Source organism: Arthrobacter sp. KNU-44 (assembly GCF_051843155.1).
Classification (GTDB): domain Bacteria; phylum Actinomycetota; class Actinomycetes; order Actinomycetales; family Micrococcaceae; genus Arthrobacter.
On the sequence record NZ_JBPXNG010000002.1, the window covers coordinates 1,291,842 to 1,306,059 of the forward strand.

17 protein-coding genes are annotated in these 14,218 nt (G+C 65.7%); 2 read left to right on the top strand and 15 right to left on the bottom strand.

Translation table 11 applies throughout. The features are described from left to right. Positions 1-19: 19 nt before the first annotated feature. From ACSVHC_RS06765 to ACSVHC_RS06835, 15 genes are all read right to left on the bottom strand, one after another. Positions 20-457: a flagellar hook assembly protein FlgD gene (locus tag ACSVHC_RS06765; protein WP_437772509.1), complete on the bottom strand. Its 438-nt coding sequence runs from the start codon at positions 455-457 to the stop codon at positions 20-22. A 16-nt stretch (positions 458-473) separates the two neighbouring features. Continuing rightward, positions 474-1,919, bottom strand: a complete 1,446-nt coding sequence (locus ACSVHC_RS06770) for a flagellar hook-length control protein FliK (RefSeq protein WP_437772508.1) — start codon at positions 1,917-1,919, stop codon at positions 474-476. Beyond that, the gene (locus ACSVHC_RS06775) at positions 1,916-2,602 is read right to left on the bottom strand and encodes a C40 family peptidase (protein ID WP_437772507.1); all 687 of its coding nucleotides are present in this window, start codon (positions 2,600-2,602) and stop codon (positions 1,916-1,918) included. The genes ACSVHC_RS06770 and ACSVHC_RS06775 overlap by 4 nt, the downstream gene beginning before the upstream one ends. Next, positions 2,599-3,024 (bottom strand): flagellar export protein FliJ, encoded by a 426-nt coding sequence (fliJ, locus tag ACSVHC_RS06780; RefSeq protein WP_437772506.1) that lies wholly within the window; start codon positions 3,022-3,024, stop codon positions 2,599-2,601. Before fliJ ends, ACSVHC_RS06775 begins: the two co-directional genes overlap by 4 nt. Beyond that, positions 3,021-4,352 carry a FliI/YscN family ATPase gene (locus ACSVHC_RS06785; protein ID WP_437772505.1) on the bottom strand — a complete coding sequence of 444 codons (1,332 nt, stop codon included), beginning with the start codon at positions 4,350-4,352 and terminating at the stop codon, positions 3,021-3,023. The genes fliJ and ACSVHC_RS06785 overlap by 4 nt, the downstream gene beginning before the upstream one ends. Next, on the bottom strand, positions 4,349-4,963 hold the full coding sequence (locus ACSVHC_RS06790; protein WP_437772504.1) for a FliH/SctL family protein: 615 nt from the start codon (positions 4,961-4,963) through the stop codon (positions 4,349-4,351). Before ACSVHC_RS06790 ends, ACSVHC_RS06785 begins: the two co-directional genes overlap by 4 nt. Next, positions 4,953-5,981, bottom strand: a complete 1,029-nt coding sequence (fliG, locus tag ACSVHC_RS06795) for a flagellar motor switch protein FliG (protein ID WP_437772503.1) — start codon at positions 5,979-5,981, stop codon at positions 4,953-4,955. Before fliG ends, ACSVHC_RS06790 begins: the two co-directional genes overlap by 11 nt. Further along, on the bottom strand, positions 5,978-7,612 hold the full coding sequence (fliF, locus tag ACSVHC_RS06800) for a flagellar basal-body MS-ring/collar protein FliF (protein WP_437772502.1): 1,635 nt from the start codon (positions 7,610-7,612) through the stop codon (positions 5,978-5,980). The genes fliG and fliF overlap by 4 nt, the downstream gene beginning before the upstream one ends. After that, on the bottom strand, positions 7,612-7,947 hold the full coding sequence (gene fliE, locus ACSVHC_RS06805; RefSeq protein ID WP_437772501.1) for a flagellar hook-basal body complex protein FliE: 336 nt from the start codon (positions 7,945-7,947) through the stop codon (positions 7,612-7,614). The genes fliF and fliE overlap by 1 nt, the downstream gene beginning before the upstream one ends. Beyond that, entirely contained in the window at positions 7,947-8,339 is a 393-nt protein-coding gene (locus ACSVHC_RS06810; RefSeq protein ID WP_236815521.1) for a flagellar basal body rod protein FlgC, read from the bottom strand. Before ACSVHC_RS06810 ends, fliE begins: the two co-directional genes overlap by 1 nt. Continuing rightward, complete coding sequence (locus ACSVHC_RS06815) at positions 8,339-8,680, bottom strand: flagellar basal body rod protein FlgB (protein ID WP_437772500.1); 342 nt, start codon at positions 8,678-8,680, stop codon at positions 8,339-8,341. The genes ACSVHC_RS06810 and ACSVHC_RS06815 overlap by 1 nt, the downstream gene beginning before the upstream one ends. Positions 8,681-8,815: 135 nt before the next feature. Then, positions 8,816-9,106 carry a hypothetical protein gene (locus ACSVHC_RS06820; protein WP_437772499.1) on the bottom strand — a complete coding sequence of 97 codons (291 nt, stop codon included), beginning with the start codon at positions 9,104-9,106 and terminating at the stop codon, positions 8,816-8,818. After that, entirely contained in the window at positions 9,096-9,536 is a 441-nt protein-coding gene (gene fliS / locus ACSVHC_RS06825; RefSeq protein ID WP_437772498.1) for a flagellar export chaperone FliS, read from the bottom strand. Before fliS ends, ACSVHC_RS06820 begins: the two co-directional genes overlap by 11 nt. 12 nt (positions 9,537-9,548) lie before the next feature. Continuing rightward, the gene (gene fliD, locus ACSVHC_RS06830) at positions 9,549-10,928 is read right to left on the bottom strand and encodes a flagellar filament capping protein FliD (RefSeq protein ID WP_437772497.1); all 1,380 of its coding nucleotides are present in this window, start codon (positions 10,926-10,928) and stop codon (positions 9,549-9,551) included. 117 nt (positions 10,929-11,045) lie between these two features. Continuing rightward, positions 11,046-11,912, bottom strand: a complete 867-nt coding sequence (locus tag ACSVHC_RS06835) for a flagellin N-terminal helical domain-containing protein (RefSeq protein ID WP_284982081.1) — start codon at positions 11,910-11,912, stop codon at positions 11,046-11,048. A gap of 300 nt (positions 11,913-12,212) precedes the next feature. Here ACSVHC_RS06835 and ACSVHC_RS06840 point away from each other — a divergent pair, with 300 nt between their 5' ends. Next, on the top strand, positions 12,213-12,713 hold the full coding sequence (locus tag ACSVHC_RS06840; protein ID WP_437772496.1) for a flagellar protein FlgN: 501 nt from the start codon (positions 12,213-12,215) through the stop codon (positions 12,711-12,713). A 65-nt stretch (positions 12,714-12,778) separates the two neighbouring features. Next, positions 12,779-14,215, top strand: coding sequence for a flagellar hook-associated protein FlgK (gene flgK / locus ACSVHC_RS06845; protein ID WP_437772495.1), 1,437 nt, complete (start codon positions 12,779-12,781; stop codon positions 14,213-14,215). The last annotated feature ends 3 nt before the right edge of the window (positions 14,216-14,218 follow it).

Genomic DNA, 14,218 nt, shown 5'->3' on the forward strand with positions numbered 1-14,218 from the left:
TTCAGGGGGGTGTAGAGCGTCAGGCGGCGGGCGAAGTAGCGGCCGTCATCCCGTTGATGGAGTCGAGCGGAACGTTCACTCCTCCGACCGCCACAGTGGGGGTTCCGGGCGCAAAGGAAACCGAGCTCGCGACGCCCGATCCCTTTGTCCCGTCCGCGAGCGCGTAGCTGACGTTGTGCCCGATGATTTGTGCCGCGGCACTGCGCATCTGGAGCGAAAAACTCTCCTTGGCGTCTGCGGTGAGCTCCGTCATTTTCTCCATCATGGACAGCTGGACGGTCTGGCTCATCATCTGGTTCGTGTCCATGGGGGCACTCGGATCCTGGTTTTTCAGCTGAGTGACCAGGAGGGACATGAACATGCTCGAGTCCATGGTCTGCGCGGGTTTGGGCGCGGCGGCTCCAGCCGTGGTTCCGGGCTGGACTCCGCTGCTTGCCGCGATGGCTTGGATGGTCACTATTGGCGCTCCTTCATCAAACGAGAATGTCCAGGCTGCTGGTAATGCTTCGGGGAAGTACGACGGCGGTCCGCGCCAGGCGAACCACCTCGCCGTCCCTGCCCCGTGGGAAAGCAGGGCTTTCCGCCGGGCGCCGGTCCCGGGGGTCCGAGCCGCCCGCACCGGCATCGGCCGGAGCGTTGTGCTCGGACAGGTCGAGGCTGGCGCCGAAGCCTGATTCCCCCAGTCCGCGCCGCAGTTCCGGCAGGATGCAGCGCACTGCCTCACGGCCGGCTTCCCCCGGGGCGAACAATTCGATCCGAACCCCTGCGCCCTCGATATGCGCCCGGACAGTCAGCGGTCCGAGGTCTTCCGGGGACAGCTTCAAGGTCATCACGTGCGCGCCGGGCGCCGCCGATGCAAGCGAGAACAGCGGCCGGGACACTTGTGGCAGCAGTTTCGCCGGGTCCGCCAGGGACGTGGGCGTTGCCATGCCAGAAGGCGCTGTCGTAGGGGCTTGCTGGAGGGGCGACTCTGGCTGCGCCAGCACCGGAATTCCGGCCTGAATCCCCGCGGGAAGCCCAAATGCCGGGGCGGCCGGGCCGTCCTGCCCGAGGACCCGCTGCGTATCCTGTTGCGTCGCTGGTTTCCCGGTGGGAAGTACGACGGCGGTCCCGGAATCGCGTGGCTGCGCTTCGGTCACCCTGACCGCTGGTTCGAGGCCAACGGGCAGCTTGCTGGTGGGCAGGGTGCCTGGCAGGGCGGAGGGCAGCGGGCTAGTGGGCACGGTGCCAGCCGGCCGTGGGCTGGCGGGCAGAGCGGAGGACGGCTGCGGGCTAGTGGGACGTGAGCTATTGGGAAGTGGGCTGGCCGGGATGGGACCAGCTTGGGTGGGGCTTTGACCAAGGCTCCGGAGTGGCAGCGCTGCCGGCACAGCATCGCCTACCCCCGATTCCGCCGGCGTCGCGTGAGTGCTGCCCGCGGGCATCCCAACGACGAGACTCCCTGTTTCGGGGATGCCGGCAATCGCTTTGGCCGGGGCCGTACCGTCAACGACACCGTCTTTGACCGGCGCAGCGATGCCCGGCCCAATCGCCTGCGGAGCAGCGGTTCCGACTGCTACTCCGGCGGCCGCAAGCCCACCCGCAACAGCGGCCGCACCGGCAAAAGCACCCGCATCAACCGCACCAGGCGAACCAGGCGCACCAAGCGAACCCGGCGCATCAACCGTGTCCTTGGCGACCTTCGACCCTTCTGGTTTGGCGACCAAGGCGACCGTCCCGGGGCCGCCTGTGGCAGGCTTTTCCTGAGCGCCGTCGTCGAGCGCTTGTTGTGCGGTCCCGTCCAAGGTCTTCTCGTTGGACGCCAGCACGCCGTTCATCACGGCATCAAAACCGGCAGCCGCGCCGGACTGCGGCACAGGCAGAGAGCCCGCAACTACCGGACGCGGGGCAGCCACACCGGCCGAAGGCAACTGCATCATGAGCCTCCCGCTGGGACGATGCGGCGGATGGCGGTCAAGTTGGACTGCTGTTCCCACGCATCGCGGATCTGGATCGTTTGGCCGGGAACGGGTGCGTCGATCGCTTTGCCGTTGCCTAGGTAGATGGAGATGTGTTCGCCGCCGAAACTAACCAGCAGATCGCCGGGCTTGGCCTGCGCCAGGGACGCCACGGGAGTACCTTGCCGCATTTGATCGCTGACGACGCGCGGCAGGCCGACGCCGAGATCCTTAAACACGCGCTGCACGAAGCCGGAGCAATCCATGCCCACTGCCGGGTTAGTGCCGCCCCAGACGTAGGGCACACCCACGTATTTCTTGGCGTCGGCCACCACGGCATCGCCGGTGACAGCTCCGGTGGCCGTGCCTGTACCGGCACTCGAAAACGCGCCCGCTGCACCGGTAAGGCCCGCAATGCCGGAGCGCGCGGCGGTGCCGCCGAGTCCCAAAGAAGAAGCGAGCTGGCTCGCGTCCGGCGTCGTCGAGCTCCCGACGGCGGAGCTCAGCGCTTGCGCGAAGGATGCCGAGTCCGTGGAAGTGGCCGCGCCTGTGTCAGTGGAAGCGGTGGTGCTCGCGGAAGATGCCTGCGGACGGACCCCCTGGCTGAGTTGCTGCAACATCGACTCGATGCTCTGGATGCGCCCGATGGCCTCGGTCATGCTCATGAGGTTGCCTTCCGGTGCCACGCGGAGGACGCGATCTCGTCCAGCACGCTTTGTTCGGCGTGCAGCGCGAAAGCCTCGAAGGCGGCCCCGTGCCGGGTTTCTAGCTTCTCGAGTCCTACCGCGCGGCGTTTGGCTTCGGTGTATTCCGCGCGGGCCTCTTCGGCCTCGGCCTCCGCACTGGCGGCCAAGGCGTCAAGCTCGGCCAACATGCTTTGCGCGGACGCGCGGGAGGCCGCAATGGCCAAGAGCGACGCGGAGCTTCCGGCGGCTCCGGCGGACTCGGCCAATTCCTCCCGGGCGGTGGCTCGGCGGGATCGCAAGGATGCGGTCCGGGAGTTGGCGCGGGCCAGTCCGCTGGCGGCGGCGTCTTGTTGTGTTTGGCGCAGGCGCAACAGCCCGGCCAGGGAGAATTGACGGTTCACGCTGCTCCTTCGAGGCTTGCCGAGAGGCGGAAGAGTTCCGGCCAGGACTCGCTGTACGGGGTGGATTCGTCCATGCTTTGCTGCAGGAACCCGTTGATGGCGGGTTCGTGGTCCAGGGCTGCGTCGACCAAGGGGTTGCTGCCACGGTGGTAAGCGCCGACGTCGATCAGGTCCTGGGCGTTGCGCCGCGCGGCGAGGACCCTGCGCAAGGATGCCGCGAGCGCCGTGCGATCGGCTGAATTCACCTTGGAGGCCACGCGGGACACCGAACCAAGCACGTCCACCGAAGGAAAGTGCCCCGTGACAGCGAGCTTCCGGTCCAGGACCACGTGTCCGTCAAGGATCGAGCGGGCGGCGTCGGCAATCGGTTCGTTGTGGTCGTCGCCGTCCACTAGGACCGTGTAGATGCCGGTCACGGATCCGGTTTCGGCGGTCCCTGCGCGTTCCAGGAGCCGGGCCAATAAGGAAAAGGTCGACGGCGGGTAGCCGCGGGTGGCGGGCGGCTCGCCGGCGGACAGGCCTATTTCCCGCTGGGCCATGGCCACGCGGGTCAGCGAATCCATCATGAGCACCACGTCCTGGCCGGCTTCGCGGAACGATTCGGCAATCCGGGTAGCCGTGACCGCGGCACGCAGGCGCATGAGGGCTGGCTCATCGGACGTGGCAACAACCACCACGGAACGGGCCAGGCCTTCGGGGCCAAGGTCGTCCTCCAGGAACTCGCGCACTTCACGTCCACGCTCCCCCACCAAGGCAATCACGGACACTTCGGCGTCGGTGCCGCGGGCGATCATGGACAGCAGCGAGGACTTCCCGACGCCCGAGCCGGCAAACAACCCCATGCGCTGGCCGCGGCCAAGAGTGGCCATGGTGTCCAGGACGCGGACCCCGGTCTGAAGCGGGGTGTCCACCCGGGCGCGGTGCATCGCCGACGGGGCTTCGTTGTCCAAAGGGACCATGGGGCTTGCGGGCAACGGGCCCTTGCCGTCGATCGGACGCCCGAGCCCATCCAGTACCCGCCCGAAGAGGCCACGGCCGGTGGGGACCAGGATCGGAGCGCCCTTCGAACGTGCCGGGTCTCCCGCGGCCACCCCGGTCAGCCGTCCCAGCGGCATGCATCGCACGGCGCCACTGACCGAGGCGACCACTTCGGCGTCAAGCCCGGGTGCCTCGCCAACGGTCACCAGATCGCCCACCGCGCAGTCCAACCCGGAGACCTCCAGGCCAAGGCCGAGCACGGACGTCACGGTGCCCACGCGCTGCGGCGCCGCGGCGGCGAGGGCTCCGCGGAAACGGCCGGCGTGCGGCCGGTACCCGGTACTGCTCATGCGTCGTTCCCCAGCAGGGCTGCCCTGGCCCTGTCCACGGCTGTGCTGAGACGGGCGTCGAGCCAGCCCTGCGGGTATTCCGCGATCGCATCGCCGGGGTTCAGGTTCGGATCGGCCTTAAGTTCGACGCCGGCCACGCTCCCGACGTCGACGGCGGCCAGCGCGGCAAGGTCCACCGGGTGGAGGCGCACGCAAGTCACGGTTTCCGATCCGGACATGGCACCAAGGGCACGGGCCAAGGCTGCGCTGGCGGTGTTCCTGCCGTCGTTGAGTTCGTAGCCCAGGATGGCTTCGGCAAGCTCCATCGTGCCGGCTGCCAACACGTCCTGTGCTTCCTCCAAAACGGCGCCGCGGCGCTCCTGGGACGCGGCGGCCGCCGCTTCGAGCACGCGGACAGCTTGCGCCACAGCCAGGCGTCCGGCGTCGAGCATTGCGCGGTGTTCGGCGTGAAACTGTTCGCGCAGCCGACGCTGTTGCGCAGCCGCGGCCTGGATCCCGGCGGCGTAACCTGCCGCGTGCCCCTGGGTGAACCCCCGGTCCTCCTTGCGCGACCTCGCAGCCGGCTGGATGTCCGGAAAGACCACTCTCTGGAGTTCAGCCTCAGTAGACATAGTCGTCCTCTTCGCCGCGCCGGACAACGATGGCACCTTCGGCTTCCAGCTCCCGGATGGAACGGACAATCTCTGCCCGGGCCTCTTCAACCTGGGAGGCGCGCACGGGCCCGGCGGAAGCCATTTCGGCTTCCAGGATTTCGAGGTTGCGGCCGGACACGTTGGTGCGTACAGCCTCGAGCACCACGGCAGGGGCACCCTTCATGGCGACAGCGAGCACTTCGGCATTGACGCCACGCAGGATCTGTTGGATGTCGCGTCGCTCCAATTTCACGATGTCCACGAAGGTCAGCATGCGGGCGCGCACTTCCGTGGCCAGCTCCGGATCGAGCGTTTCCAAGCCTTCCAGCACGGAGCGTTCGGTGTTGATGTCCGAGCGGTTGATGATGTCTACGAGGGGCTGGATGCCGCCGACGATCTCGCTCGACTTCCGTTGCGACATGACCGCCCCGGCGCGAACCTTGAGGGTTTCGGCCACGATGCCCACGGCCTCCGGCGAAGCCATTCCCATCGTGGCGATGCAACGGGCCACCTCGCTCCGTTGCACGTCGCCCAGTCCGGCCATGACCGCGGAAGCCTTGCCCGGCCGCAAATGCGCCAGGATCAAGGCAATGGTCTGCGGCATCTCGCCGTCGATGAGGGCCAGCAGCTGTCCGGAATCCATCATTTCCAGGAACTCGAAGGACTTCCCGGCCATCGTCGAGGCGAGACGGTCCATGAAACCGGCCGCTTTGTCCGCACCGAAGGACGCTTCCAGGAGCCCGACGGCGAATTCCTGGCCGCCGCGGGCCGTGCGGCGTCCGCTGACCGCAAGGTCGTGGAACTCGGTCATCACGTGGTCCGCGACGGTTGAGGAGACGCGGCGCAAGCGGACGATCTCAGCCGCGATGTCTTCGGCCTCGGATTCGGAGAACTGGGTCATGACGGAGGCTGCACTGGCCGGGCTCATCTGCATCAGCACCACGGCCACCTTCTGGGCACCGGTTAAGCCGCCGACGTCCAACTCCCCGGCCCTCATACGGACTGCCTTTCATCCATGAGGCCGCGCAGGTAATCGGCAGTCCGGGCCGGGTTTTCGGCAACCATGGCCTCAATCTGGGCCCGACGCCGCTCGCCGTCGAGAGCCTCGGAGCCTGGTGTCGGCAAACCGGACATCGGTAAGGCCGGAACGGGATGCACAGGCGGCAGTTCGATCGCCGACGTGGCGGGCGGTCCTTCGAGCGCCGGCGTGGAGACGCCTTGCGGCAGCATCTCGTAGTCGAGGCGTTCGCCAAGGTCAACCGGTTCTCGTCGCTGCCTGCGCCGCAGGAGGATCAGCACGAGCACAATCAGCGCTACCACTGCCAGCAGGATGCTGCCGGCGAGGATGAGCGTGTTCATCAAATCCGACTGTTGCTTGGCCTCGGCTTGCGCTTTGGCCGCGCCCAGTGCCTGAGCTGCCGCGTCTGCTGCCGAGGTACTGAAGGGCAGCACCTCAACCGTCACGACGTCGCCGCGGGTGGGATCGACGCCCGCCGCGGACGTGACGAGGGCCTTGACCGAGTTGACGTTGAGTCCGGCCGCCGCTGACTGGTTGATCGCCACGGAGATGGTTTGGCGTTTCACGGCGCCTTGCGGAATGGTGCGGTCTTCCGTGACCTTGTTGACGGCGTTGTTCTTGGTGGTGTCGCTGGAGTCGAACGTTCCGTTGCCGTTGGTGCCGCCGGGCACGGCGATGTTGTCCGGGCCAAGGACACCGGAGGCGCCGCCGCCGGTTCCCGTGTACTTCTCGGTCTTGGTGGTCTCGCTGAGCGGAGCGGCATCCTTGGCCGTGGAGAACGTCTCGCTGCGCTGCTGCGCGGACTCGGCGGTCACGTCGGCCGCGACGGCGACGGTGGCGTTGCCCGGTCCCACTACCCGGTCCAGCACGGCCTTCACCGAATCGGAGGTGCGCTGTTGGTAGTCGGCGGCTTGCTTGGACGAGGAACCCGTGGCTCCCCCACCCACCGTGGAGAGGACGTTGCCTTGGGAATCCACCACGGTCACGTTGGTCGGCTTCAGGTTTTCTATCGCGGCGGACGTCAAGTGCACGATCGCCTGGACCTTATCGGCAGACAGGGTGGTGCCTGGCTGCGTTTCCACGAACACGGATGCAGTGGCGTCGGGAGCCTTATCCACGAAAACTGTCTTGGCCGGGATGGCCAACTGCACAGCGGCCGTCTTCACGCCGTCCATAGCCTGGATGGTGGTGGCAAGTTCGCCCTCCAGCGCACGCTTGTAAGTCACGGACTGCTGGAACTCGGAAGTGGTCACCCCGAGTTTGTCGAGCAGCGAATAGCCCGTGGCCGCGGCCGCCGGAAGGCCCGCCGCGGCGGCTTTCAGCCGTTCGTCGTTGACCTTGTTATCGGGAACCAGGATGGTGGAACCGCCATTGCTGAGCTCATACGGGACATTGTCCTTGCGCAGCTGCTCCACGATTCCGTTGGCATCCGTGTCTTTCAATCCGGAGAACAACGGCGAGTAGGACGGCTTGCCCAACCATGCTGACAGGGCCACCCCGCCGAGCACGAGGACGGCGATGCCGATGATGGCGATGGTGCGCTGCCCGGCGGTGAACCCCTTGAACCCATCGCCCATCTTGCGGAAGAAGGCGGCAATCTGTGGAGGCATCAGGCCTGCATCCTCATGATCTCGTTGAACGCGTCAACGCCCTTGTTCCGCACCGTAGAGACAAGCTCCATGGTGATCTGGGCGCGCGTCGCGGCGATCGTCGCCTTGTGGATGTCGTCAAGGTTGCCCGTCACCGCAGACACGGCCAGCTGGTTCGACGTCGACTGCAGGGACTGGAGGTTGTCCACGGCACCGGTCAGCGCCGTCGCAAAGCCGTTGCTGCCCGAGGTTCCCGCGGCTCCGGCTACGTTGCCGCCCAGGTAACCGGTGCCGGTGACGCCCTGCACGGAGAGTCCCCCGCCGCCTTGAACTGCGCCGATCGGGTCCAAAGCCATCAGGATTTTCCTATCTCAAGCGCTGCCTGGTAAGTCTCACGGGCGCGGTCCACTACTTGGGCGTTGGCCTGGTAGCCGCGTTGCGCCACAATCAGGGCACCCATCTGTTCGGCGAGGTCGATGTCCGGATAACGGACATAGCCTTGGGCGTCGGCAAGCGGATGGTCCGGTTGGTACACGAGCCTGCCGGTCGCACTGCCTTGGGGGGTGCTCTTGACGTACACGCCGTTTCCGTTGCTGCCCTCGGCGGCTTCAATGTAGCGGGCTTGGAAGGCTTTGCCGCTGGTGCGGGTTGCGGTATTCATGTTGGCCAGGTTGTCCGAGACGGCGTCGAGCCATTTGCGGTGGACAGTCAGGGCGGAGCCGGCAATCCCGATCGCATCGAAAGTCATCAGCTGGTCCTCAAGGCTGTGCGGAGGGCGGTGAATTGCTCGCCGATGGCACGGGAGGCGAACTGGTAGCGCAAGACGGTGTCCACATTCGAGAGCGTTTCGGTGTCCAGGTTCACGTTGTTGCCGTTGAGCTGGGTGGGTTCCTGGGAGGTAGTGACGGAAGCCGCGGCCTGCCCGTCTCCCGCGCTCACCGAGGCCGCAAGCGCGTCTTCGAACTGGACCCTTTTGGCGTGGTAGTTCGGCGTGTTGATGTTGGCGATGTTGTTGGCGATGGTGCGCTGGCGCAACGACAGCCCGTCCAGGGCGCTACCAAGGGCAACGGAAGTCACTGACTCGAACACGACGGCCTGCCTTCGCGAATAGGTATGAAGAGGCCGATCCGTGGCCGTGCATCGAGCAATCCCTGCTCAACTTCCACCATCGGCAAGGATGGGGCATCCGTTAGCCGATTGCAGGATTGTTTTCGATACTTCTCTTCAGCCCTGCACGTCGAGGAACAGCGGGCGCGCTGAAGATTGGCTGTCCGGGACGGCACCGAGGGCGTCCAAGTGGGCGAGGGCGTCGTTGCGGACCTTGCCGAGCATCGCGATGGACTCCAGTTGGGCGTCCAGGATCCTGCGCGCCCGGTCCGCCAGCTCCTCAGGAACTGGTCCGGCCGCGGCAGGCGGATTCCATGGCTCGGCCTCGCCGCCCGAGACGGCCACGGCGATGTCTGCTTCAAGCCGGTCCAGGAGGTCAGACCATTCCTGGACCGGATCAGCCGACACCGAGGGTGCCGTTCGTCCTCGCCATGCCGGATACCGAGGCCTGGACCGGCAGCTGCGAAGCGGCGTCGTGCCAGCCTTGCCGAAGCGGCTCCAGCAGTGCGATGCATTCCTTGGTCCGGTTGACGTCGCGGTAGATGTTGGCCCCGATCATGGCTTCCATCGCGTACTGATAGATGCTCAGCAGCCCAGGCGCACCATCCCACGCATCGGTCTTCAGGGTAGAGGACAGCTCGGTGACGATCGACTGGGCATGCAGCAGGTTTTCGCTTGCGACACCCCAGTTGGCATTCTCCTGGGCGAACTGGGCGCGGTTCAGGTCCAGGAGCAGCCGGTCATAGAGCATCGTGAGGAGCCTGGCCGGCGGGGCCGAAAGGACGGCGTCGTCGTTGTACCGGGAAAGCTGGCTGGCGCGGAGGGCTGTGGAGGTCATGCTTTACGCTCCTTACTTCGTCGAGCTCGAAAGGCCGGCAATCTGGCCTGTGAGCCATGATTGCTGGGCGTTGAGTTGGCCAAGGGCCACTTCCATGGCGTTGTACGTGGTTTGCAGGGTCTGCCGCCTGGTGGCCAAGCGCTGGTCCCAATCGGAGATCTGGCTGCCCAGGTCAGCCACTTCGGATTGTTGCCCCTTGATCAGGGCGGTCACCGAACCAGTGAACGGATCGGTAGCGCTGGTGGCCGCGTCGGACACCCGGGAAGCAATGGTCTGGAGCGCTGCCTGCGTCCCGGCCGGATCCGAAGCCAGGGACGATTGGAGCTTGGCCGCGTCAAAAGTGAAGTTTCCATCCCGGGTGACGTTGATTCCGTATTCGGAGGGGGACTTCCCGTTCACGGGCATCGACATGGCTGAGAAGACCTGATCGTTGACCGAGCGGACACTGCTGTTGCCGCTGAAGATGCCGCCACTGGCCACGGAGGCGCCGTTGGCGTTCGTCGTCTGGGTCACGGCGCTGTAAATGGATACGAAGCCGAGGACGTCATTGACCGCGTTCACCAAATCCCCTGCCCTTTTGGTGATGCCTGCCGAGTCGCTGGCAATGTTCACGGTCACCGGTCCGGCAGTAACGGCGGAGGCGGTCACTGATACGCCGGGAAGCAGATCGGTGAAGGTGTTGGTTCCGGACGTGATTGTCTGTGCTGCCGGGGTGCCTGCGTACAGGGTCGCTTTGGCGTCCTGGGCGGCCTTGACGACGGCGGCGGAGGGGTCAGCCATCAGGTCGATCGCGGTGCCCGCGCTCACCTGCGCTGCCGTGCCCTGGTAGACGCTGAAGGCTCCAGCCGCGCCGGAAGTGGCTGCGGTCAGTTGCAGGCGATAGGTTCCGTTGCCTGCCGGGACCTTCACAGCACGGGCCGGGCCGGACGCCGCGTTGATCGCCGTCACGACGTCGTCAAGAGAGGTGGATGCCGGCGTGATCTCTGTCTGTTTTCCCGTGGAGTCGACGAGCGTCAAGTGTGCGGGTGCCCCCGAGGCGTCGGTGGGCCAGCTGGTCATCGCGGCAGTGACGTCCACCTGGCTCTGGGCCAACTGGGTAACCGTGACGTCGATTGAGCCCGCGGTTGCGGAGGTGGTCGCCGTCGCGGTGATGGACGGCGCACTGGTGGTGGCGCTAAACAAGTTCAAGGCGTTCACGGCCGAGTCGCCGCTCGCGAGGTCCTTCAGCGATGACAACTTCGAGTTGAGCGACTGAAGCGTCGAAACCATCGTCTGGTCTGACGCAAGCTTCGTCTTCAGTTGTGTTTGCGGTTGTGCTTCCACCGCCATGAGTGAATCAATGATGGAGGTGGTGTTCAACCCGCTGGCGAGGCCGTCGATCGAGCTTGCCACGTCTGGTCCTTCCGGAGGTATTGGTCTTGTCGGCAGGATCCGGACGCGAATGGCGGCCAGGGGTGTGTTCCCGTCCTGGCCGCCATTCACCGATTACCGGTCAGCTACCGGAAGGTCTTAGCGCAGGAGCGAGAGAACGCCCTGGCCGGACTGGTTGGCCTGGGCCAGCATTGCCGTGCCGGCCTGGGACATGATGTTGGCCTTGGTGTACTTGACCATTTCCGAAGCCATGTCCGTGTCCGTGATGCGGGACTCGGCTGCCTGCAGGTTTTCGCCCGAGACCTGGAGGGTCTTCGTGGCGTGCTCCAAACGGTTCTGGGTTGCGCCCAGGTCCGCACGCTGAGCCGAAACTGCCGCGATGGCGGTGTCAACGGCAGCGATGGTCAGCTGGGCGTTGGCGCTCGTGTCCACCTTGAAGCCTGCGGCACCAGCTGCGCCGGAGAGGCCCGTCGCGCCGGTTCCGACGGCGGTTGCGACGTCACCGAGGTTCACGGCGATCTTGTCGTTGGCGCTGCCGCCGGTGCCGACCTGGATGTTCAGGGCCGCGCCGCTGTTTCCAGCCGCACCCTTGAGCAGGTCGATACCGTTGAACTGGGTGGACTGCGTAAGACGATCCAGTTCCTTGCCGAGCGAGTCACCTTCACCCTTGATCGCGGAGCGGGATGCGGCGTTGTTGGTGTCGTTCGAGCCCTGGACAGCGAGGTCACGCATGCGCTGGAGGATCGAGTGGACTTCAGTCAGTGCGCCTTCAGTGGTCTGGATGACCGAGATGCCGTCCTGGGCGTTGCGGGCGGCGACTGCCGAGCCGCTGACCTGGGACTTGAGGCCTTCCGAAATTGCCAGCCCTGCTGCGTCGTCAGCTGCACGGTTGATGCGCAGGCCGCTGGAGAGCTTCTCCATCGACTTGGACACGTCGTTCTGCGTGCGGTTGAGGTTGCCGTAAGCGTTGTTCGCCATCAGGTTTGTGTTGATTGCCATGCCCATGATGTATTCCTCCGTGATTGGGTCTGTTGGTACTTCCAGGCCGTCCGTGGCCTGTCACTTCTGGTTATCGGAACAACGGTCACCTTTGGTTAGCAAAAAACCGCAGGAAAATTTGCCACGGGCCACACGCTTCACCGCGCGTCGCTTGACTGGACAAAGCGAATAAATCATGCGTAAACAACGCCTAACGCATGGGCCGCGGCAGCCGATAGTTGTTTTCAGCGCGGCGAAGGCACGGGGGAAGTGCTTTCCCGCGGCATCGCACCCGAAAAAAGAACCCGGAACTGGAGTTGACCCGACATGGCCATCCATGAACTGTCGGCCCTGCTGTGGCGAGAACGTGAGCTACTGGATCTGCTGACATTCAAGCTGGAGGAAGAGCAACTTCTCCTCACTGCGGGCAAATCCCGTTGGTTGCCGCATGGCACCCGGGAAGTGGAACAGGTACTGGGACACCTGTCCAAGGCCGGGCTTGCAAGGGCGGTGGAAGTGGCGGCGGTGGCAGAGCAATGGGGCTTGCCTGCGGACTCTTCACTGGGCGAGCTGGCCTCGTCGGCTCCGGAAGAAGCCTGGGCCGATGTCCTGTCCTCGCACCTGAACGCGATGCAGCAGCAGACCGCCACCATCAAGGAGCTGCGTGATTCGAACGAGCAGTTCCTTCGCGCGGCCGTCCGTTCCACCCAGGAAACCATGGCGGATCTGAAGCCGGCGGCCGGGACTTACGACTCCCACGGCCGGACAGGTTCCCACGGCAGGACAGCCGACTCAACCCCGTCCCGCCTTTTCGACCAGCAATTCTGACCGGAACACGGCGGACAACCAAAGGCCGGACCACTCAGGGCCCGGATCACCCAAAGGACACAGCAGTGAGCACATTCGGCGGACTCAATACGGCCTACCTGGGCCTGACCGCGGCGCAGCAGGGCATCAACGTTGCCGGACAGAACATCGCCAATGCCGGCACTGACGGCTACACCAGGCAGCGGATCGAGCAATCGGCCGTCGGGGCACCCGCACGCACGGGCCTCTTCGCGGCGGGCGCCCAGGCTGGTCAAGGCGTGTCCGTGGACGGGATCTCCCGGTTGGGCAACAGCTTCCTCGATGCCGGGGTGCGCTCCAGCGCGGCCCAGGCCGGTTACGCCAACTATCGGTCCACCCAACTCCAGCAACTCGAAGGCTCCCTGAACGAGCCCGGGGCCGCCGGAATATCGACGGCGCTCCAGACTTTCTGGTCGTCGTGGCAGGGCGTCTCCAACCACCCGGGAGAAGCAGCCCCCGCTGGCGTGCTGCTGCAAGCTGGCACCACCCTCGCCAATACAGTGTCGGCGGGCTACAAGGCCTTGGATTCACAGTGGACACGGATTCGCGGCGAGGCCCAAAGTACCGTCGCCACCCTGAACGATGCCGCCGCCCGGGTGGCCGGCTTCAACGCAACCATCCGTTCCGTCACGGCCTCGGGCGGTTCCGCCAATGAGATCATCGACGCCCGCAACAAAGTGAGTGAAACCATCGCTTCCTTGGCCGGTGGAACTGTCCGGGACAACGCCGACGGCACGGTGGATGTCTTCGTCGGCGGCAACGCCATCGTCTCGGGTACTTCCCACCGCGACATCAATTTGAGCGGCCAGGCAAGCATGGGCGCTCCGGTTTCGACATTGCCGTTGGGGGGACCAGTGCAGTTGGAATGGGCTGATCGCCCGGGTGTGGCGGTTCCCCTCGACGGCGGAAAGCTCGCGGGCGCGGTCTCGCTTCTTGCCCCGGCTGCGGGAGGCGCGGGAGGCGCCATCTCGGAGGCCGCTGCGTCGTACAACGCCTTCGCCACCAAGCTCATGAATGACGTCAATGCCGTGCACCGCACTGGGCAGTCCACCACCGGCGCCTCAAACCTCGATTTCTTCGCAACCACCCCTGGCGCCCCGGCGGCCCTGTCCCTCAGCGTTGTCCCGACGAGCGCCGCAGGAATCGCCACCGGCGCTCCAGGTTCGGGCGCCCTCGACGGCAAAATCGCGGACGCTGTTGCCCAAATCGGTAACGGGCAGGGTTCCCCTGACGCGCTGTGGTCCGGGATCGTCACAGGGATCGGCACGGCGTCCCAGTCCGCGCAGCAGCACCAGCAGCTCGCCGACGCGGCGAGCACCGCCGCCGTCGGGCAGCGTTCCTCCGGCGCGTCCGTCAGCCTCGACGAGGAGAACATCAGCCTCCTGAGCAACCAGCACGCATACCAAGCGGCCGCCCGGGCCATGACCGCCGTGGATGAAGCCCTCGACGTCCTGATCAACCACACCGGATTGGTGGGAAGGTAAGCC